The 17,640-nt window shown below is 75.0% G+C and carries 20 protein-coding genes and 1 tRNA gene; 11 read left to right on the top strand and 10 right to left on the bottom strand.

Annotated features, from left to right (window positions below):
* The first annotated feature begins 17 nt into the window (after positions 1-17).
* The 4 genes from H0S66_RS08980 (at position 18) to H0S66_RS08965 (ending at position 4,784) form a co-directional block, all read left to right on the top strand.
* Positions 18-1,505, top strand: coding sequence for an FAD-binding protein (locus H0S66_RS08980; protein WP_179615092.1), 1,488 nt, complete (start codon positions 18-20; stop codon positions 1,503-1,505).
* 94 nt (positions 1,506-1,599) lie between these two features.
* A complete protein-coding gene (locus H0S66_RS08975; protein ID WP_258017180.1) occupies positions 1,600-2,823 on the top strand; it encodes a pyridoxal phosphate-dependent aminotransferase in 1,224 nt (407 codons plus the stop codon).
* A 117-nt stretch (positions 2,824-2,940) separates the two neighbouring features.
* Positions 2,941-3,324, top strand: coding sequence for a hypothetical protein (locus H0S66_RS08970; RefSeq protein WP_179615090.1), 384 nt, complete (start codon positions 2,941-2,943; stop codon positions 3,322-3,324).
* On the top strand, positions 3,321-4,784 hold the full coding sequence (locus H0S66_RS08965; protein WP_179615089.1) for a hypothetical protein: 1,464 nt from the start codon (positions 3,321-3,323) through the stop codon (positions 4,782-4,784). The genes H0S66_RS08970 and H0S66_RS08965 overlap by 4 nt, the downstream gene beginning before the upstream one ends.
* A 17-nt stretch (positions 4,785-4,801) precedes the next feature.
* On the opposite strand, the gene H0S66_RS08960 is transcribed toward H0S66_RS08965, so the two are convergent.
* The gene (locus H0S66_RS08960) at positions 4,802-6,223 is read right to left on the bottom strand and encodes a YncE family protein (protein WP_179615088.1); all 1,422 of its coding nucleotides are present in this window, start codon (positions 6,221-6,223) and stop codon (positions 4,802-4,804) included.
* A 202-nt stretch (positions 6,224-6,425) separates the two neighbouring features.
* On the opposite strand from H0S66_RS08960, the gene H0S66_RS08955 reads away from it, so the two are divergent.
* From H0S66_RS08955 to H0S66_RS08940, 4 genes are all read left to right on the top strand, one after another.
* Positions 6,426-6,878, top strand: a complete 453-nt coding sequence (locus H0S66_RS08955; RefSeq protein WP_179615087.1) for a hypothetical protein — start codon at positions 6,426-6,428, stop codon at positions 6,876-6,878.
* Positions 6,879-6,885: 7 nt separating this feature from the next.
* The gene (locus tag H0S66_RS08950) at positions 6,886-7,875 is read left to right on the top strand and encodes a hypothetical protein (protein ID WP_179615086.1); all 990 of its coding nucleotides are present in this window, start codon (positions 6,886-6,888) and stop codon (positions 7,873-7,875) included.
* 124 nt (positions 7,876-7,999) lie between these two features.
* Positions 8,000-9,013, top strand: coding sequence for a hypothetical protein (locus tag H0S66_RS08945; protein ID WP_180923880.1), 1,014 nt, complete (start codon positions 8,000-8,002; stop codon positions 9,011-9,013).
* Complete coding sequence (locus H0S66_RS08940; protein ID WP_180923878.1) at positions 8,950-9,249, top strand: hypothetical protein; 300 nt, start codon at positions 8,950-8,952, stop codon at positions 9,247-9,249. The genes H0S66_RS08945 and H0S66_RS08940 overlap by 64 nt, the downstream gene beginning before the upstream one ends.
* 1 nt (position 9,250) lies before the next feature.
* Here the strand turns inward: H0S66_RS08940 and H0S66_RS08935 are convergent, their stop codons facing one another.
* Together H0S66_RS08935 and H0S66_RS08930 are read right to left on the bottom strand one after the other, a co-directional pair.
* Entirely contained in the window at positions 9,251-10,729 is a 1,479-nt protein-coding gene (locus tag H0S66_RS08935) for a vWA domain-containing protein (protein ID WP_179615084.1), read from the bottom strand.
* 6 nt (positions 10,730-10,735) lie between these two features.
* Positions 10,736-11,611 (bottom strand): AAA family ATPase, encoded by an 876-nt coding sequence (locus tag H0S66_RS08930; protein WP_179615083.1) that lies wholly within the window; start codon positions 11,609-11,611, stop codon positions 10,736-10,738.
* 70 nt (positions 11,612-11,681) lie between these two features.
* Here H0S66_RS08930 and H0S66_RS08925 point away from each other — a divergent pair, with 70 nt between their 5' ends.
* Genes H0S66_RS08925 through H0S66_RS08915 form a run of 3 tightly spaced genes read left to right on the top strand, consistent with a single transcriptional unit; the run spans position 11,682 to position 12,429 of the window.
* Entirely contained in the window at positions 11,682-11,858 is a 177-nt protein-coding gene (locus tag H0S66_RS08925; protein WP_180923876.1) for a hypothetical protein, read from the top strand.
* Positions 11,858-12,046 (top strand): hypothetical protein, encoded by a 189-nt coding sequence (locus H0S66_RS08920; protein ID WP_180923874.1) that lies wholly within the window; start codon positions 11,858-11,860, stop codon positions 12,044-12,046. The genes H0S66_RS08925 and H0S66_RS08920 overlap by 1 nt, the downstream gene beginning before the upstream one ends.
* Before the next feature lie 38 nt (positions 12,047-12,084).
* Entirely contained in the window at positions 12,085-12,429 is a 345-nt protein-coding gene (locus H0S66_RS08915; protein ID WP_179615081.1) for a hypothetical protein, read from the top strand.
* 110 nt (positions 12,430-12,539) lie between these two features.
* On the opposite strand, the gene H0S66_RS08910 is transcribed toward H0S66_RS08915, so the two are convergent.
* The 7 genes from H0S66_RS08910 to H0S66_RS08880 all read right to left on the bottom strand — a co-directional run bounded on the left by H0S66_RS08910 (position 12,540) and on the right by H0S66_RS08880 (position 17,526).
* The gene (locus H0S66_RS08910) at positions 12,540-13,340 is read right to left on the bottom strand and encodes a crotonase/enoyl-CoA hydratase family protein (protein WP_179615080.1); all 801 of its coding nucleotides are present in this window, start codon (positions 13,338-13,340) and stop codon (positions 12,540-12,542) included.
* Positions 13,337-13,870, bottom strand: a complete 534-nt coding sequence (locus H0S66_RS08905) for a gamma carbonic anhydrase family protein (protein ID WP_179615079.1) — start codon at positions 13,868-13,870, stop codon at positions 13,337-13,339. The genes H0S66_RS08910 and H0S66_RS08905 overlap by 4 nt, the downstream gene beginning before the upstream one ends.
* A 92-nt stretch (positions 13,871-13,962) precedes the next feature.
* Positions 13,963-14,050 (bottom strand) — tRNA-Ser (locus H0S66_RS08900).
* A gap of 38 nt (positions 14,051-14,088) precedes the next feature.
* Positions 14,089-15,591, bottom strand: coding sequence for a mannitol dehydrogenase family protein (locus tag H0S66_RS08895; RefSeq protein ID WP_179615078.1), 1,503 nt, complete (start codon positions 15,589-15,591; stop codon positions 14,089-14,091).
* Positions 15,588-16,358 carry a carbohydrate ABC transporter permease gene (locus H0S66_RS08890; protein ID WP_258017179.1) on the bottom strand — a complete coding sequence of 257 codons (771 nt, stop codon included), beginning with the start codon at positions 16,356-16,358 and terminating at the stop codon, positions 15,588-15,590. The genes H0S66_RS08895 and H0S66_RS08890 overlap by 4 nt, the downstream gene beginning before the upstream one ends.
* Positions 16,352-16,525 (bottom strand): hypothetical protein, encoded by a 174-nt coding sequence (locus tag H0S66_RS08885; protein WP_180923872.1) that lies wholly within the window; start codon positions 16,523-16,525, stop codon positions 16,352-16,354. Before H0S66_RS08885 ends, H0S66_RS08890 begins: the two co-directional genes overlap by 7 nt.
* Positions 16,522-17,526, bottom strand: coding sequence for a carbohydrate ABC transporter permease (locus tag H0S66_RS08880; RefSeq protein ID WP_179615076.1), 1,005 nt, complete (start codon positions 17,524-17,526; stop codon positions 16,522-16,524). The genes H0S66_RS08885 and H0S66_RS08880 overlap by 4 nt, the downstream gene beginning before the upstream one ends.
* Between the last annotated feature and the right edge of the window lie 114 nt (positions 17,527-17,640).

The raw sequence follows: 17,640 nt of genomic DNA, 5'->3' as shown, positions 1-17,640 counted from the left end.
TGTTCTAGATTTGCAGGGTGAGCAGCCCCGGCACGACCGTCCCCGAGACCATTGCGGCCACCGACGTCGCACCCGGCGCCCCGGCGTACGACGTGGTGGTCGTCGGCTTCGGCATCGCGGGCGGCTGCGCGGCGCTCGAGGCGGCGCGCGCGGGGGCGCGCGTGCTGCTGCTGGAACGGGCCGCGGTGCACGGCGGCACGTCGTCGATGTCGGGCGGGCACTTCTACCTCGGCGGCGGCACCGCGGTGCAGCGCGCGACCGGCCACGACGACAGCGTCGAGGACATGGTCGCCTACCTGACCGCGTCGTCGAAGGCACCCGACGCGACGAAGATCCGGGCCTACTGCGAGGGGTCGGTGGCCCACTTCGACTGGCTGGAGGCGCTGGGCTTCGAGTTCGAGCGCTCCTACTACCCCGAGAAGGCGGTCATCCAACCCGGCACGCAGGGCCTGATGTACACCGGCAACGAGAAGGTCTGGCCCTTCCGCGACCTGTCCCGCCCGGCGCCGCGCGGGCACAAGGTGCCGGTCGCCGGCGACACCGAGGGCACCCGGCTGGTGATGGACCTGCTGCGCGAGCGCGTCGAGGAGGCGGGCGTCGAGGTGCGCTACGAGACCGGGGCCGCCGCGCTGGTGCTCGACGAGACCGGGACGGTGCGCGGCGTGGGCTGGCGCAGCTTCGAGCGCACCGGCGTGGTGCTGGCCGACGCCGTGGTGCTGGCCGCCGGCGGGTTCGTGATGAACCCCGACATGGTCGCCGAGCACACCCCGGCCCTGGCCGAGAAGCTCTTCACCCTCGGCTCGACGTACGACGACGGGCTGGGGATCCGCCTGGGGCGGTCGGCGGGGGCGGCGCTGCAGCACATGGACGAGCCCTTCATCACCGCGCCGGTCTACCCGCCGGCGACCCTGCTGACCGGGGTGATCGTCAACAACCGCGGCGAGCGGTTCGTGGCCGAGGACAGCTACCACTCCCGCACCAGCCAGCACGTGATCGCCCAGCCCGGCTCGGAGGCCTACCTGGTGGTCGACAGCGAGCACGTGGAGTACCCCGCGTTCCCGCTCGCGCCGCTGGTCGACGGCTACGAGACGCTCGAGGAGCTCGAGACCTCGCTGGGGCTGCCCATCGGGTCGGTGCGCGCGACCCTGGCCCGCTACGACGAGCACGCCGCGCGCGGCGAGGACCCCGACTTCCACAAGCACCCGCAGTGGCTGGCCCCGCAGTCCACCGGCCCGTGGGCGGTCTTCGACCTGCGCCTGGGCAAGGCGCTCTACGCCGGCTTCACCCTCGGCGGCATCGCCACCGACGTCGACGGCCGAGCCCTGCGCCCCGACGGCTCCCCCGTCACCGGCCTCTTCGCCGCCGGCGCCTGCGCCTCCAACCTCGCCCAGGACGGCAACGGCTACTGCTCGGGCACCCAGCTCGGCGAGGGCTCGTTCTTCGGCCGCCGGGCCGGGGTGGCGGCTGCGGCCCGCGCCCGGAATGGTTCATCGGGCACCCGATGAAACTGGCGCTGCCTGGCTGAACCTTCGTGGGGGTGGCGCGAGTTCCATCGGGTACCCGATGAACCTCCCGGCCGCCTCGCCTAGCCTCGGGGAGGTGAGCCAGCCCGAGCCTCCCGCCCAGCGACTGCGGGTCGCCTCGCGGGCGAACGTGCCGCCCTTCCACGTGATGGACCTGCTGGAGGCCTCGACGCGGCGCCAGCGCACCCACGGCGACGTCATCAACCTGCTGGCCGGCCAGCCCAGCACCGGCGCGCCGGCGCCGGTGAACGCCGAGGCGGTGCGGCTGCTCGGCTCGGGCGACCCGCTGGGCTACACCCCCTCGACCGGGGTGGTCGAGCTGCGCGAGGCGATCGCCGGCCACCACGCGCGCGCCCACGGCATCGCCGTCGACCCCGACGACGTGGTGGTGACCACCGGCAGCAGCGGCGGGTTCCTGCTGGCGTTCCTGGCGGCGTTCGAGGCCGGCGACAAGGTCGCGATGGCCCGGCCGGGCTACCCCTGCTACCGCAACGTGCTGGCGGCGCTGGGCTGCGAGGTGGTCGAGATCGACGCCGGCCCCGAGACCCGCTTCCAGCCCACCGTCGAGCAGGTCGCGGCGCTGCACGCCGAGCTCGCCGGCAGCGGCGGGCTGCGCGGGCTGGTGGTGGCCAGCCCCGCCAACCCGACCGGCACCATGCTGCTGCCCGAGGAGCTCGCCGCGCTCGCCGCCTGGTGCGAGGAGCACGGGGTGCAGCTGATCTCCGACGAGATCTACCACGGCATCGAGCACGCCGCCGTCGACGGCGGCGAGACCCTGGCCCGCTCGGCGTGGGAGACCAGCCGCGAGGCGGTCGTCTTCTCCAGCTTCAGCAAGTACTTCTCGATGACCGGGTGGCGGATCGGCTGGATGCTGGTGCCGCGCCGGCTGCGCCGCGCCGTCGACGTGCTGACCGGCAACTTCACCATCTGCCCCCCGGTGCTCGCCCAGCGCGCGGGCGTCGCGGCCTTCACCGAGGCGTCGTACGCCGAGCTCGACGGGCACGTCGCGCGCTACGCCGACAACCGTCGCGTGCTGATCGAGGGCCTGCGCGGCCTCGGCGTCACCGGGCTGGCCCCGGCCGACGGGGCGTTCTACGTCTACGCCGACGTCTCCCACCTCACCGACGACTCGATGGCCTTCGCCCACCACCTGCTGGCCACCACCGGCGTGGCGCTGGCCCCCGGCGTCGACTTCGACACCGTGCACGGCCACCGCTCACTGCGCTTCTCCTTCGCGGGGCCGCGCAGCGACGTGGAGGCCGGGCTCGAGCGGCTGGCGCCGGCGCTCACGGCGCACTGAGCGGACGCCCCCGCAGGCGCTCCTCCACAGGCACCACCGCGGCCGCTGCCGCACACCCGGCCCCGGGGCCACCATCGAGGCCCGTCCTCGACCCCGTCCTCGCCCCCGGGAGGCCCCATGACCGCCGACCCCGCCGCCATCCGCTCCTTGGCCCGCGCCCTGCACGAGCAGGGCGACGACGTCCGCGCCGAGGCCGACCGGCTGGTCGCGCTCACCGAGGCGGCCGGCTGGCAGGGCCGCGCCGGGGAGGCCCTGCTGGGGCGGGTGCGCGAGCAGGGGGCGGCGCTGCGCCGCTGCGCGGCCCGCCACGACGACGCGGCCGCCGCGCTGGAGCGGCACGCCGAGGCCGTCGAGGAGCGGCTGGCGCTGCTGCTGGCCGCCGCGCGACGCGCCGAGGAGCTGCTGGACGACGCCCGCGCCCTGCCGGACCTGCTGCCGGAGGTGCTGCCGGACGGGCTGCCGGACCTGCTGCCCGACGCGCTGCGGGGCGTGGTCGCGTGAGCGGGGCGGACGGCGCCGTCGTCGTCTCGGTGACCGGCGGCGTCGCGGGCCTGGCGGCGACGTACGCACGCCTGCTCGCGCTCGCTGAGGCCTACGACGCCGCGGCCGGCCGGATGCGCGACTGGGCCGCGCTCGGCGCCCGCACCCTGGTCAACGACGACCTGGTCGCCTCCGCGGCCCTGGCCCCGCTGAGCCTGGCCGAGGCCGGCGCGGCCGTCGCCGGCGCCACGACCGGGCGCGACGGGGTGCTGACCGAGTCGTTCGGCTGGACGCTGGACGCCGAGGCGGTGCGGCTGGCCGTGCGCCTGCTGGAGGGGGCCGACGAGCTGGCCGAGGGCGCGGTCTCGTCGCTCGACCACGCCCTGGGCCGGGCGCTGGGCCGCACCCTCGGGCTGGGTGCCCCGCTCTGGCTGCCGACGCTCGCCGGCGCCACCTGCGCCACCGCGCTGCTCTGGTCGCACCTGCCCGCCGACGGTCGCGAGCGCCTGCGCGGGCGGCTCGAGCCCGGCGGGGAGGCGCTCGAGGAGTGGGGGACCGACCACCCCCGCCTGGTCGAGCGGCTGGCCGGCGGGGCCGGTGGCGTGCTCGACGGACTGGTGGGGCTGCCCCTGCGGGTGACGGAGACCGCGGTGCTCGCCCGGCTTCTCGCGGGTGTCTACGACCCGGGCCGGGCCCGGGTGCTGGCGCTGCCGGGCGTCACGGTCGCCGGCTCGGCCCGCCGCCCGCGCAGCGTCGAGGACCTCGTCGACCACCTCTCGCAGCTCAGCGAGCTGTCGGGCCCGGCGCGTCCCGAGATGAACGGGACGATCGAGGTCCAGTCGTTCGAGGGGCCCGACGGCGGCGCCCGCCACGTCGTCTACCTGCCCGGCACCGACGACATGACGACCCTGCCGTGGACCCAGGACGACGACGTGCGCGACCTGGGCGCCAACCTGATGCTGGTCGGCGACGCGCCCACCGCGTACGGCGACGGCGTGCTCGCGGCGCTCGAGCAGGCCGGGGTCGGGCCCGACGAGCCGGTGCTGCTCGCGGGGCACTCCCAGGGCGGGCTGCAGGCCGCCCAGCTGCTGGGCTCGCTGGGCGCCGCCGACCACGGCTACTCGGTGACCCACGTGGTCACCGCCGGCTCACCCGTGGCCCACCTCGGTCCCTTCCCGCCCGGCAGCCACGTGCTCTCCCTCGAGCAGCAGGGCGACGTGGTGCCGCTGCTCGACGGCGCCGCCAACCCCGACTCGCCCGAGCACCTCACGCTCACCTTCGAGGCCGGGCACGTCGCCGGCGACGACGTGGGCGGCCACCACGGCTTCGCGGCGTACGCCGCCGGCGCGGCGGCCGCCGACGCCAGCACCGACCCCGGCGTGGCCGAGCAGGTGCGCAGCCTGCACGACGCCGGGTTCCTGGGCGGGGAGCCGCCCGGCGGGGTGCGCCACACCGTCTACCGGATCACCCGGGCGCCGTGAGGCACGCCCCGACCCCGTCAGCGCAGGTGGCTCTTGCGCACCACGCCGTTGCGCACCCGCTGCGGGTGGTCGCCGACGCTGGTGGTGCGCACGATCCGGCCGGTGCGGTAGGAGACCTTGGAGACCTCGTCGGTGCCGCTCCAGGAGATGTAGCAGTGCTGGCCGTCGTGGCTGGGCGTGACCCAGTAGGGCTTGCCGTCCTCGCGCACCACCAGCCGGGTCCGCCGGAAGGACCGGGCGTCGACCACGGTGACGTAGTCGGACATCGTGCCGGCGACGCAGATCCGTCGCCCGGTGGGGTCCATCGCGATCCCGTGGTGGGCGGAGTCGAGCAGGTAGAGCTCGCGCGGCAGCTCGGGGACGAGGTCGGGCAGCCGCTTGACCCGCACGATCTCGCCGCTGCGCCGGTCCATCTGCACGAAGCCGTGCATGAAGGAGAGCTGGAAGTAGACCTGCTGCTCGTCGGGCGAGAGGGTCAGCGGCCGCACCGCGGTCGAGGCGTCCTCGAGACCGGCGGCGTCGAGGGCGGCGCGCAGGTCGTAGCGGCGCTCGATCTCGAAGGTGCGGGCATCGACGACCTGCAGCACCCGCTCGTCCTTGGTCGGGTCGAGCGCCGGCTGGTCGAAGGGCGTGTAGACCATGCCGATGCTGGCGTGCAGGATGCGTCGCCCACCGTCGATGAAGACGCTCTCGTGCGGCGAGCCGCCGGACTCGAAGCGGCCCACCTCCTCACCGGTGCGCACGTCGAGGGCGTGCACCACGTTGCCGGTCGAGGCCGAGACCACCACGGTGCGCCCGTCGGGCGAGAGCGCCATGTGGTCGGAGCGGTAGCCGTCGACCGCGAAGCGCCACACGATATCGCGGGTGCGCAGGTCGATGGCGACGACGTCGGCGTACGAGGGCCGCGAGACGACCAGCAGGCGCCCGTCGTTGGAGGAGTACATGTCGTCGACGAGCTGGTCGTTGCCCTCGCCGATGAACTGCTGGATGGCGGCGTAGAAGGCCAGGCGCACCGGGTTGGAGAGGATCTCGGCCATCCGCTCCTCCCGGTCGGGCACGACGTCGACGCGCGCGACCCGCTTGAAGGAGCCGGGTCGCAGCAGGTCGGCGGTGCCCTCCCAGTTGTTGCCGACGAACACCACGCGGCGCTTCTTGCGCCCGACCCGGACGTCCTGGGTCGAGCCGCGCTCGACCGCCCGGGCCTCGGCGGCCCGCACCTCGTCGAGCAGGGTCCCGGCGCCGGGCTCGAGGGCCGCGGCGACGGCGGTGGTCGTCCGGGCCCGGTCGGGGGCGGCGACGGCCACGGCGGCCACCGGACCGGCGGCCAGGGCGATGCCGAGCGCACCGACCAGGGCACGGCGGGGCCCCGTCAGGGCCCGGCGTCGTGTGGGCCCGGGCCGTCGCGACGGGGGCTGGGCGTGGGGGGTGGGCAGCGACATGGGGGTCCTCTCGCAGCGGGTGCCTCGCCTGTGCAACGAGCGCGGTGTGCCGACGGTCACGCCCGTGGGGGTGACGACGCTCACGGTGACGACACCCAGCACAATGCCCGGTGCGACCGGTCTGGTCAGGCGTTTGGTCCCGGAGGGCCGGGGAAGGGTCCTGACCGACCATGCCGAGCCACGAGCAGAGCAGGGAGACGACGTGTACGGCGACACCGAGGTGATCCGCAGACGCGTCGACCAGCTGCGCGAGCAGGGGGTCGACGTGCGCGCACTGGCCGACCGGCTCGTGGCCCAGGCCGAGGCGGTCGGCTGGAGCGGCCGGGCCGCCGCGTCGATGCGCGAACGCGTGCGCGAGCGCGCCGCCCACCTGCGCGAGGCCGCCGGCCGGCACGACGCGGCCGCCGAGGCGCTGCAGCGCCACCTCGCCGAGGCCGAGCGGGCCCGCGACACCATCGCCGAGCGCGAGCGGCGGGCCGGGTCGCTGCGCGCCGAGGCCGGGGCGCGGGTCGCAGCGGTGCTGGCCCACGCGGCCGCCGACCGCGAGGCCGGGATCGTGCGCGAGCCCGACCCCGCCGACCAGCAGCTCCTCGACGCCGAGCTGCCGCCCCCGGGCCACCGCGACTGGCTCGACGTCGAGCTGCCGGGGCTGTGAGCACCGAGTGCCGCCGACCATCGACCTGAGCAGCCCGCCGCCCCGGCCCACCCGGCTCGAGGCGCTGCCGCGACGCATCACGGTGACCCTGCGCGAGCTGCAGCTCGTCGCCGAGGCCGCCGGCGGCGCGCCGTTGCCCTTCGACCTCGCGGCCGCCCCGGAGGCCGGCGCCGAGCCGGTGCCCGGTGGGCTGGAGGACCGGCTCGGGCGCAGCCGCGGCTCGAGCGAGGAGGCGGCGTACGCCGAGGCGCTGGGCTCGCTGCACGACCCCGCCGACAGCCTGGCGCGCCGGGGCCTGCTCGCCGACGGCCGCGTCGACGACGGTCTCGCCGGCGCCGTCGGCCTGCTCGCCACGCCCGAGGTGGCCCTCGACCTCGACCTGGCGGTCGAGGGGCAGCGGGCCCGCGCCTGGCACCGCCAGGCGGGCGGCGCCGTCGCGACCCTGGCCACCGTCGACGGGCTGGTCTTCGAGCTGACCTGGTTCGGGGTCGACCAGTGGCCGCTCGAGCTGGCCCGGGTCGCGGTGCTGCCCGAGGACGCCGCCACCGGCCGCAGCAGCGTGCCCGACCGCCTCGACGTGCCCTACGAGCTGCTCGACGCCGCCGGGGAGGCGGTGCGCAGCGACCGGCCCGACCTGCTGCCCGTGCTGCTGGCGCGCCACCCCGGCGTGCTGCGCGACGGCAGCGGCCGCCCCCTCGACGAGGTCGAGGCCGCAGCCGCGCTGGCGGCGCTGCTGCACGAGCCGCGCGGACGCCTGCGCGCGCTGGTGGCCGACGTCTCGGGCACCGAGACCACCGTCGTGGGTGTCGTGTCGTGGGTGCTGCTGGCCGACGCCTGGCGCGCCGTGCGCCCGCACGGCACCGGCGCCCGGCAGGGGCGCCAGGACGGCGCCGAGCACCGGGTCGACGTCGTACGGATCGAGCCGGCCGGCCTGGCCGCCGACCTGGCGCCGGTGCTCGCCGAGGTCCTGGACGAGCCGGGGCAGGTGCCCCGGTGACCGAGCCGCCGAGCGCGGTCGAGCGCGCCGACCGCGACGACGGCTCGACCAGCTGCTGCGCCTGGCCGACCTCTTCGACCGGGCCGGGGCGGACCTGCGCGGGCGTGCCCGCCTGGGCGGCGCGGTGCTCGAGGACCCCGCCGTGCACGGCTCCGCACCACTCTCCCCGCCCACGTGGGCCGAGGCCGAGGCCGCGGTGCGGGGGGCGACCACCGGACGCGGCGGGCTGCACGACCGCTCGGTCGAGCTCGACGCGGACGCGCTCGTGGTGCGTGCCACCGTGCAGACCTACCGGTGGATCGACGAGCTGCAGAGCGCCGCCTACGAGACGCTCGGCTCGATCGCCGGGCGCGCGATCGGCTACCTGGCGCCCGAGGTGGCGCTGGGCGGTGCGATCGTCTCGGCGGGCCTGATCGAGACCGACGCCCTCGACCGCGACGGCGTCGCGGGCTACCTCGAGGAGCTCGCCGAGCACCACCCCGACCTGATGGACCACGTCAGCAGCGGCGGCGGGCTCCTCGACAGCCTCCAGATGCGCTCGCTGCTCACCGTGGGCGCCCTGGCCCGCGACGACACGGGCCTCGCGGCCGCCGGTGGGCTCCGCGCGGTCGGGATCGACTCCCTGGGCCTCGACGTCGGCGCCGCGGCGCGCGACATCGCTGGCGGCATGCTCGAGCCCGACGGCACCGCGTCGGGCGCGTCCTCGGGCGCGTCCCCGGACGCCGACGGTCCCGGCCCGGCCCCGCAGCCGGGCCCTGCGACCGGCACCGCGCCGACCGGGCTCGAGGAGCTGCTGGTCACCCTCACCCACACCCAGCGCAGCGTCGAGGTGCGCGCGGTCGGTGGCGGCCGGTTCATCGCCTACCTGGCCGGGCCCGACTCGGGCCGCACCGGCCGGCTGCGGCTGGTCAGCGGCGACCGGGCGGCGTACGCCGACGCGGTGGTCGACGCGCTCGAGCGGGCGGTGGGCGAGACCCCCGACGCGCGGGTGATGCTGGGGGCGGCGCCCACGGCGGGGCCACCGCGGCGGAGGTGGCGGCCGGCGCGCTGCCGGCCACCTTCACCGTCGAGCAGGTGGTCACCGCCGGCGCGCCCGCCGCGCAGGTCCCGCGGATCCCGCCCACCACGCGGGTGCTGAGCCTGGAGCACCGCGGCGACCCGGTCGCCCTGCTCGGCTCGCTCATCAACGCCGGCGCCGAGCACCGGCTGACCGTCGTCTTCGACGGCCCCGGCGGCCCCGGCGGTCCCGAGCAGGGCCACGGCCGCCGGGGCGAGGTCTACGTCGCCGGTGGTCGCGCCGCCGACAGCTCCTCCCACCCGCGCCTGGTCGCCGAGCTCGACCGGTTGTCCGCCCTGGGCTACCTGCGCCGCTGACTCACAGCAGGTCGTGGACCAGCTCGGAGAGCTGGGTGAGGTTGCGGCACTCCACCATCGGCACCACCTCGGCGTAGCGGCTGGCCGCGGAGTCGCCGGTGTCCCAGTGGCGCCGGTGCTCGGGGTTGAGCCACCAGGCGTGGCGGCACTGCCCGGCCAGGTCGGCCAGGGTGTCGAGGGCCAGGTCGGAGTAGTTGGAGCGGGCGTCTCCGAGGACCAGCAGCGAGGTGCGCGGGCCGATCGCGTCGGCGTGCTGCTCGGCGAACTTGTCGATGGCGCGCCCGTAGTTGGTGCGCCCCCACAGCGCGGCGTGCGAGGCGCTCGCGGCCAGGTCTGCCATCACGTCGACCACGTCGGCGCCCGGCTTGAAGTGGTGGGTGACCTCGTGGATGTGGTCGATGAAGGTGAAGGCGCGCACCTTGGTGAACTGCTCGCGCAGCGCGAAGACCAGCAGCAGGGTGAACTGCGCGAAGTTGGCGACGCTGCCGGAGACGTCGCAGAGCACCACGAGCTCGCTGCGGTGCGGCCGCTTGGGCTTGTGGTGGGTGGTCAGCGGCACCCCGCCGGTCGACACCGAGGCCCGGACGGTGCGGCGGAAGTCGAGCGGACCGCGGCGCTGCGCGTGGTGCTCCTGGGTCAGCCGGGTCGCGAGCCGGCGGGCCAGCGGGTAGATCTCGCGCCGCATCTGCTCCAGGTCGCTGCGCCGCATCTGCAGGAAGTCGAGGCGGTCGATGGTCGGGCGCAGGGCGGTGCGGGCCACGTGGTCGGCGCCCTTCTCCTCGCCGATGCGGCGCCGCGCGTCGGCCTCGACGCGGCGGGTGAAGTCGCCGACGCGCTGCCCCGCCGCCCGCTGCGCCTCCTCCTCGCCGCGGCCCTCGGCCAGCAGGCCCTGCACCAGGCGCTCGACGATCTCGCCGGGCGCCACCCGCTGGAGCGCGGTGTACGCCGACCACGACGAGAGCCCCGGCCCCCGCCCGGGCATCGCGCCGAAGCGGCCCACGGCCTCCGCGGCCAGGCGGGCCAGCTGCTCCTCGTCGCCGGCGGCCATCGCGGCCTCGAGGCGCTCGCGGAAGTCGCGCAGCGCCTCCGCGTTGTCGCGCGAGCCCGGCACGACCGGCCGCTCGTCGGCGTCCTGGGTACTGCTGTCGGGGCTGTCGGAGCCGTCGGGTCCGTCGGGGCCCTCGCCACCGTCGAGCCGGGTGGACCCGTCGCCCACCAGGCGCGGGAAGTAGAGGTCGAAGAGCGCGTCGAAGGTCGCGCGCTGGGCGTGCCGCTTGACCACGGCGGCGGCGTACCCCTCGCGCACGACGGCCCGGTCGTCCCACGGCAGCGCGGTCAGCACCGCGACGGCGTCGAGGTCCTCGGCCAGCGAGACCGGGAGCCCGGCCGCCCGCAGCGCCTCGAGGAAGGAGATGTGGCGGTCGAGCAGGCCCGAGCGCGCCCCGGGAGGGTGCGGGGAAGCGTCATCAGGGATGCTCATCGTGGGTCAGCGCCCCGCGCGGTCGAGGCGCAGCTCCTTGACCGCGCGCTCCTGGTCGGAGACGTGCTTGAGCACCACGCCGAGCGTCGCGTTGACGGCCGCGTCGTCGAGGTCGCTGATCTCGAGGGCGATGAGGGTGCGCGCCCAGTCGACGGACTCCGCGATCGACGGCGCCTTCTTCAGCTCCAGCTCGCGCAGCCGCGCGACCATGGCGACGAGCTGGGTGGCGACCGCCTCCTCGAGGCCGGGCACCTGCGAGACGACGATCTCGCGCTCGCGCTCGGAGTCGGGGTAGTCCAGGTGCAGGTAGAGGCAGCGGCGCTTGACCGCCTCCGACAGCTCGCGGGTCGCGTTGGAGGTCAGCACCACGAACGGGCGGCGCACCGCGGCCACGGTGCCCATCTCGGGGATCGTGACCTGGAAGTCGGAGAGCACCTCGAGCAGCAGCCCCTCGACCTCGACGTCGGTCTTGTCGACCTCGTCGATGAGCAGGACGGTCGGCTCCTCGCGGCGGATCGCCGTGAGCAGCGGCCGGGTCAGCAGGAACTCGTCGGTGAAGATGTCGTCGTGGGTCTCGTCCCACGACGCGTCGGTTCCCTGGCTGGCCTGGATGCGCAGCAGCTGCTTCTTGTAGTTCCACTCGTAGAGCGCGCGGGCCTCGTCGAGCCCCTCGTAGCACTGCAGCCGCACCAGCTCGGCGCCGTTCGCGCGGGCCACCGCCTTGGCCAGCTCGGTCTTGCCGACACCGGCCGGGCCCTCGATGAGCAGCGGCTTCTCCAGCGCCCCCGCCAGGTACGTCGTCGTCGCGGTCGCCGCGTCGGTGAGGTAGCCGGTCGCACCCAGGCGGTCGGCGGCGTCGGTCGGCGAGCTGAACCAGGTCATGGGCCCATCCTGTCCCACGCCTGGGCCGGACCGGCTCGTGACCCGGCTCACCCTGGCTCGTTGGACCCGTGTGCCCGTCCCCGACCGCCTCGTCGCCCCCGCCCCGTCGCGGGCCGTGCTGCGCGGGCTGCGCCTGTTCCGCTGGGGCGCGCTCGCGACGGTGGTGAGCGTCGCCCTGGGCGTGCACGGCCAGGCCGAGCCGGCGTCCCCGGCGGGCCCCGACCCGGTCGCCCAGGTGCCGACCTGATGGCCGACCACCGCTGCTCCACCACCGGCTTCCTCGACGGCTCCCTGCCCTCGGCCGCCCTGCTGCGCACCCCCCGCGGGCAGCTGCGGGTGGTGGGCTTCGCCCGCGGCTGGGCGGCCCACGAGGGGGTGCGGCCCGGGACCCTCGTCGCGGTGTGCCTCGGCACCCGGGCGGCCGAGGACGCATGAGCCCTACCCGTCACCACCGCGCGAGTAAAATCGAGGCAGTGAGCTCCCCCCGCCCCTCCCCCGGCCCCCGCAGGCGTCTCCTGCTGGGCGCGGTCAAGCTCGGCGCCGTGCTGGCGGTCGTCGCCGTGCTGACCGGCACCCTCACCGGCGCCCCCTCCCCCTCGGTCTCACCCTCCGACCCCACGAGTGACCGCCTGGACCGGCTGATGACGCTGCACGGGTGCTCGACGGCCGGCCTCGAGGACGGCGCCGTACCGGCCTCGGCGGTGCTGCGCTCCGAGGAGGGCGCCCTGCGGATGGTCGACTTCGAGCGCGGCTGGGCGGCGGACGAGGGGACGGCCTCGGGCACGCTGGTCGCCGTCTGCGCCCGCCCCCTCACCTGACGGCCGAGCAGTCACTTCTGAACCCTCGAGCAGTCACTTCCGGTCCACCCGGGTGGACGCGCCGGGTTCACAAGTGACCGGTGGATGGTTCGAAAGTGACTGCTCGGCCGTCAGACCGGCCCGCCGTGCCGGCCGGCGCCAGCGGCGAAGCGGGCGGCCCCGTCGAGGGCCCCGGCCGCGAGGGAGACCCGGCCGTGGTCGAGCTCGACCGCCAGGGCGGCCTCCTCGTCGAGACCGTGCTGGTCGAGCACCGAGGCCCGGTCGCGGCGCAGGCACTCCTGGGGCAGCGCGGCGAGGTGGTGGGCCAGGGCCTCGGCCTCGGCCCGCGCGGTGCCGGGGGCCACGAGGCGGTTGACCAGGCCGATCCGCTCGGCCTCCTCGGCGCCGACCTCGCGGCCGGTGAGCACCAGGTCGAGGGCCCGGCTGGTGCCGATGAGGCGCGGCAGGCGCACCGTGCCGCCGTCGATGAGCGGCACGCCCCAGCGCCGGCAGAGGACACCCAGGACGGCGTCGGTCGCGGCCACCCGCAGGTCGGCCCAGGCGGCGAGCTCGAGGCCGCCGGCGACGGCGTACCCCTCGATGGCGGCGACCACCGGCTTCGAGAGCCGCATCCGGGTCGGCCCCATCGGCGCGTCGACCCCGTCGGCCGGGTCGAGCACCCGGTTGCCCCGCTCGGTGCCGACGGCCTTGAGGTCGGCGCCGGCGCAGAACGTGCCGCCGTCGCCCCACAGCACCGCGACGTGCTGGGTCTCGTCGGCCTCGAAGGCACGGAATGCGTCGGCCAGCGCGGTGGCGGTGGGTCCGTCGACGGCGTTGCGGGCGTGCGGGCGGTGCAGGACCACCGTGGTGACCGGGCCGTCGACCTCGACCCGCACCGCCCCCGGCTCCGGGTCGTACGCCGCCGGGCTCACGAGCCCTCGACCCGCCGGGCGCTCGTGGCGTGGTGGCGGGCCAGCTCCTGGTAGCCGGCCGCGTTGTGCTCGACCCACTGCTGGGAGCTGGTGCCCTCGATCGGCTTGACCACCTTGCACGGGACGCCGGCCGCGACCACGCCGGCGGGGATCTCGGTGCCCGGGGTGACCACCGACCCGGCCGCGACGAGGGTGCCGCCGCCGATGCGGGCCCCGTCGAGCAGCGTCGAGCCGTTGCCGACCAGCGCCTGCTCGCCCACCTCGCTGCAGTGCACGACGCAGCCGTGCCCGATCGTGGCGTTCGGGCCGATGACCAGGTGCTCGCCGGGGGCGGCGTGCAGCACCGAGTTGTCCTGCACGTTGGTGCCCTCGCGCACCACGATCGAGCAGACGTCGGCGCGCACCACGACGCCGTACCAGATGCTGGCGTCCTTCTCGACGACCACCTCGCCGATGAGGGTCGCGGTGGGGGCCACCCAGGCCTCGGGGTGCACGGAGGGTCGCTTGCCGTCGAGCTCGAAGAGGTTCACGGCGCACATCCTGCCCGGTGCGGCGCCGCCGGTGGGTCCACCCCACGCACGACGAACGCCCCGGAGCGGTGCTCCGGGGCGTTCGGCCCAGCTGGCGGTGGCGGTGGGATTTGAACCCACGGTGGGTTTCCCCACACATCATTTCGAGTGATGCACCTTCGGCCTCTCGGACACGCCACCGCCGGTGAATGTACCGGAGGCGCCGCGCTCGGGCGAAATCAGCCGACCCAGCGGCGCAGGGTCTCCTTGGCGCCGACCTGGTGCAGCAGCGCGCGTGCCTCGAGGTAGGGGCCGGTGAACCCCGGCTCGTCGACGAGGTCGCCGAAGAGGTCGGGGTCGCGCAGGAAGGCCAGCGGGTCCTCCGCCTGGGCACGGGCCCGCGCCAGCACCGCGTCGCGGCGCCGGTCGACGACCTCGATCGGCTGCCCCTGCTCGTCGACCGCCTCGGCGTAGCGCGACCAGGCGGCCACCGTCAGCGCGGCGTGCCGCACCTCGCCACCGGCCGCGAGCCGCTCGCGGACCACCGGCAGCAGCCACTTGGGGATGCGGTCGGAGCTCTCGGCGCACAGCCGGGCCAGGGTGTCGCGGATCTCGGGGTTGGCGAAGCGCTCGATGAGCCGGTGCCGGTAGGCGTCGAGGTCGAGCCCGGGCAGCGGCGCCAGCGTCGGGCTGGCCTCCTGCTCCATGTAGCCGAGCAGGTAGCGCTCCAGGAGCGGGTCGGCGGCCGCCTCGTGGGCGTAGGTGTAGCCCGCGAGCACGCCGAGGTAGGCCAGCGCCTGGTGACCGGCGTTGAGCAGCCGCAGCTTCATCAGCTCGTACGGCGTCACGTCGGGCACCACCTGCACGTCGACGTCCTCGAGCGCCGGGCGATCGCCCCCGACGAAGTCGTCCTCCAGCACCCACTGGGTGAACGGCTCGCAGACGACCGGCCAGGCGTCCGCGACGCCCGAGTGGGCGGCCAGGTCCTCGCGGTCCTCGGGGGTGGTGACCGGGGTGATCCGGTCGACCATCGAGTTGGGGAAGCGCACCTCGGCGGCGATCCAGTCGGCCAGCGCGGGGTCGCGCAGCCGCGCGAACGCGGTGAGCATCCGGCTGGCGACGTGGCCGTTGCCCTGGATGTTGTCGCACGACATCACCGTGAACGGCGCCGTGCCGGCGGCCCGGCGGCGGGCCAGCGCCTCGACGACGTACCCGAACGCGGTGACGGGCAGCTCGCCGTCGGCCAGCGCGAGGTCGTGGCGCAGCCCGTCGTCGTCGGCGTCGAGCTCGCCGGTGACCTGGTGGACGTGGTAGCCGCCCTCGGTGACCGTGAGCGACACGATGCGGGTGGCGGGGTCGGCGAGCAGGTCGAGCACCTCGGCCCCGCGCTCGGGGGCGAAGAGGTAGTCGACCATCGAGCCGACCACCCGGGGCTCCCGCGAGCCGTCGGGGTGCTTGACCACCACGGTGTAGAGGCAGTCCTGGGCGGCCATCGCCTCGGCCATCCGGGCGTCGCCGGGCATCAGCCCGACGCCGGTGATGGCCCAGTCGAGCGCCTCCCCGCGGTTCATCAGCTCGTCGAGGTACATCGCCTGGTGGGCGCGGTGGAAGCCGCCCACGCCGAGGTGGGCGATCCCGTGGCGCAGCGCGCCGCGGTCGTACGTCGGGACGGGGACCCGCTCCCCCACCTGCGCCAGGGTGTCCTGGCGCAGGGGGGTGCGGGCGGTGGTGGCAGCGCTCACTTGACGGCTCCCAGGGACAGACCGCGGACGAGCTTGTCCTGCGCTGCGAACCCGGCGATCATCACCGGCAGCGAGACCAGGGTGGCCGCGGCGCACAGCTTGGCCAGGAACAGGCCCTGGCTGGAGATGAACCCGACCAGGAAGATCGGCGAGGTCGCGGAGACCGTGGCCGTCAGGTTCACCGCGAACATGAACTCGTTCCAGCTGAAGATGAAGCAGATCAGCGCGGTCGCGGCCAGGCCCGGCGAGGCCATCGGCGTCACGATGCTCCACACGGTGCGCAGGAAGCCGGCACCGTCGACCTGGGCGGCCTCGAGGATCTCGGGCGGGATCTCGGCCAGGAAGGACTGCATCATCCAGACCGCGATCGGCATGTTCATCGCCGTGTACAGGATGACCAGCGTGAAGACGTTGTCGAGCCCACCGATCTGCTTGACGATCAGGTAGACCGGCAGCAGCGCGGCGATCGGCGGCAGGAACTTGGTGGAGAGGAAGAAGAACATCACGTCGGTCCACTTCTCCACCGGCCGGATCGACAGCGCGTACGCCGCCGGGACCGCCAGGATCAGGACCAGCAGCGTCGAGACGCCGCTGGCGATCGCGGAGTTGATCAGGAAGGTGCTGGCCCCCCGGTCGAAGACGGCCGCGTAGTTGTCGAAGCTCAGCGGCGCGAAGATCGACGGCGGGCTGGTCGCGGCGTCGGACTCCTGGTGGAACGAGGTCAGGACCATCCAGAAGACCGGGGCGACGAAGAGCAGGGTCAGCACCCAGGCCAGCGTGGCCCAGCGCCACCCGGCCCGATCGCCGTCGCCGCCGCTGCTGCGCCGGCGGCGGCGCTTCTGGGCCGCGGTGGCGCGATGCCCTCGGCGACGTCGCCGGGGTCGGCGCCGTGGGCGTCGAGCGGGTCGGCCTGGGCGGGGGTTCGTGTGCTCATCGCTGGTGCTCCTCGCTGAAGAGGGACGAGATGACCCGCAGGGCGAAGGTCGCCACGACGATGGAGCCGATGACGACCACGACGCCGGCCGCAGCGGCCTCGCCGTACTCGAACTTGCGGAACAGGGTCAGGTAGATCTCGTAGGGCAGGTTGGTCGTCGCCGAGCCGGGGCCGCCCTGGGTGATGGTGAAGATGGCGTCGAAGGTCTGCAGGACGTAGATCGAGCCGAGCAGGATGGACAGCTCGATGTAGCGGCGCAGGTGCGGCAGGGTGATGAAGCGGAAGGTCTGCATCCCCGAGGCCCGGTCGATCTTGGCGGCCTCGAGCACGTCACCCGGCTGCGACTGCAGCCCGGCGAGCAGGATCAGCATCATGAACGGCGTCCACTGCCAGACCAGCGCGGCGATGACCGCCGGCATCGGGAAGGTCGAGACGTAGTCGATGACCGGTCCCTCCTCGGCCCCGAACAGCTGCCAGACCCAGTTGAGCGTGCCGTTGAACAGGCCGTAGTCGGGGTTGTAGAGGGCGTGCTTCCAGATCAGCGCGGAGGCCACCGGCATCACCAGGAACGGTGCGATCAGCAGCGTGCGGGCCAGGCCGCGACCGGGGAACTTGCGGTCCAGCAGCAGCGCGAGCATCAGGCCCAGCAGCATGCTGATCAGGACCACCGAGACGGTGAGCACCATGGTGTTGACCACGGCGTCGCGCAGCCGGCTGTCGGTGAAGACGGTCCGGTAGTTGTCGAACCCGGCGAACGAGCTGAAGTTGCCCATCCCGAGGAAGTTCTTGTCCCCGGGCTGCAGCACGTTCCAGTTCAGCGTCGAGATGGCGATGGTGAGCAGGAACGGCAGCTGGGTGACGATGATCGTGAAGATCAGCGCCGGCATCAGCGGGCCGCGGCGACGCCACTTCTGGGCGCGGGTCAGCTCGTGGCGAGGCGGGCGGGAGCGGTGGCCCGAACGGGCCTGGTCCTCCGGCGCCGGGGTGGCGGTGGCACTCATGCGTCCTCCGGTCGGGCGGTCTCGACGTGGTGCGAGATGGGGCGGGTGGAGCGGGGTCTACGTCGGCGACGCCGGCGCGGGGACCGGGCGGGCCGGCTCGCGCCGACCCGCCCG

The sequence above is a fragment of the Nocardioides marinisabuli genome (assembly GCF_013466785.1).
GTDB classification, from domain to species: Bacteria; Actinomycetota; Actinomycetes; order Propionibacteriales; family Nocardioidaceae; genus Nocardioides; species Nocardioides marinisabuli.
The sequence above is the reverse complement of the archived record's forward strand: the minus strand, read 5'-3'. Positions and strand labels throughout refer to the sequence as shown.

Excerpts from the sequence above, each read along its gene's own strand:
- H0S66_RS08970 (WP_179615090.1), top strand. The coding sequence starts at position 2,941 with ATGACCGCCGACCCCGCCGCCATCCGCTCCTTGGCCCGCGCCCTGCAC.
- H0S66_RS08960 (WP_179615088.1), bottom strand. The coding sequence starts at position 6,223 with ATGTCGCTGCCCACCCCCCACGCCCAGCCCCCGTCGCGACGGCCCGGG.
- H0S66_RS08935 (WP_179615084.1), bottom strand. The coding sequence starts at position 10,729 with ATGAGCATCCCTGATGACGCTTCCCCGCACCCTCCCGGGGCGCGCTCG.
- H0S66_RS08930 (WP_179615083.1), bottom strand. The coding sequence starts at position 11,611 with ATGACCTGGTTCAGCTCGCCGACCGACGCCGCCGACCGCCTGGGTGCG.
- H0S66_RS08920 (WP_180923874.1), top strand. The coding sequence starts at position 11,858 with ATGGCCGACCACCGCTGCTCCACCACCGGCTTCCTCGACGGCTCCCTG.
- H0S66_RS08885 (WP_180923872.1), bottom strand. The coding sequence starts at position 16,525 with ATGAGCACACGAACCCCCGCCCAGGCCGACCCGCTCGACGCCCACGGC.
- H0S66_RS08880 (WP_179615076.1), bottom strand. The coding sequence starts at position 17,526 with ATGAGTGCCACCGCCACCCCGGCGCCGGAGGACCAGGCCCGTTCGGGC.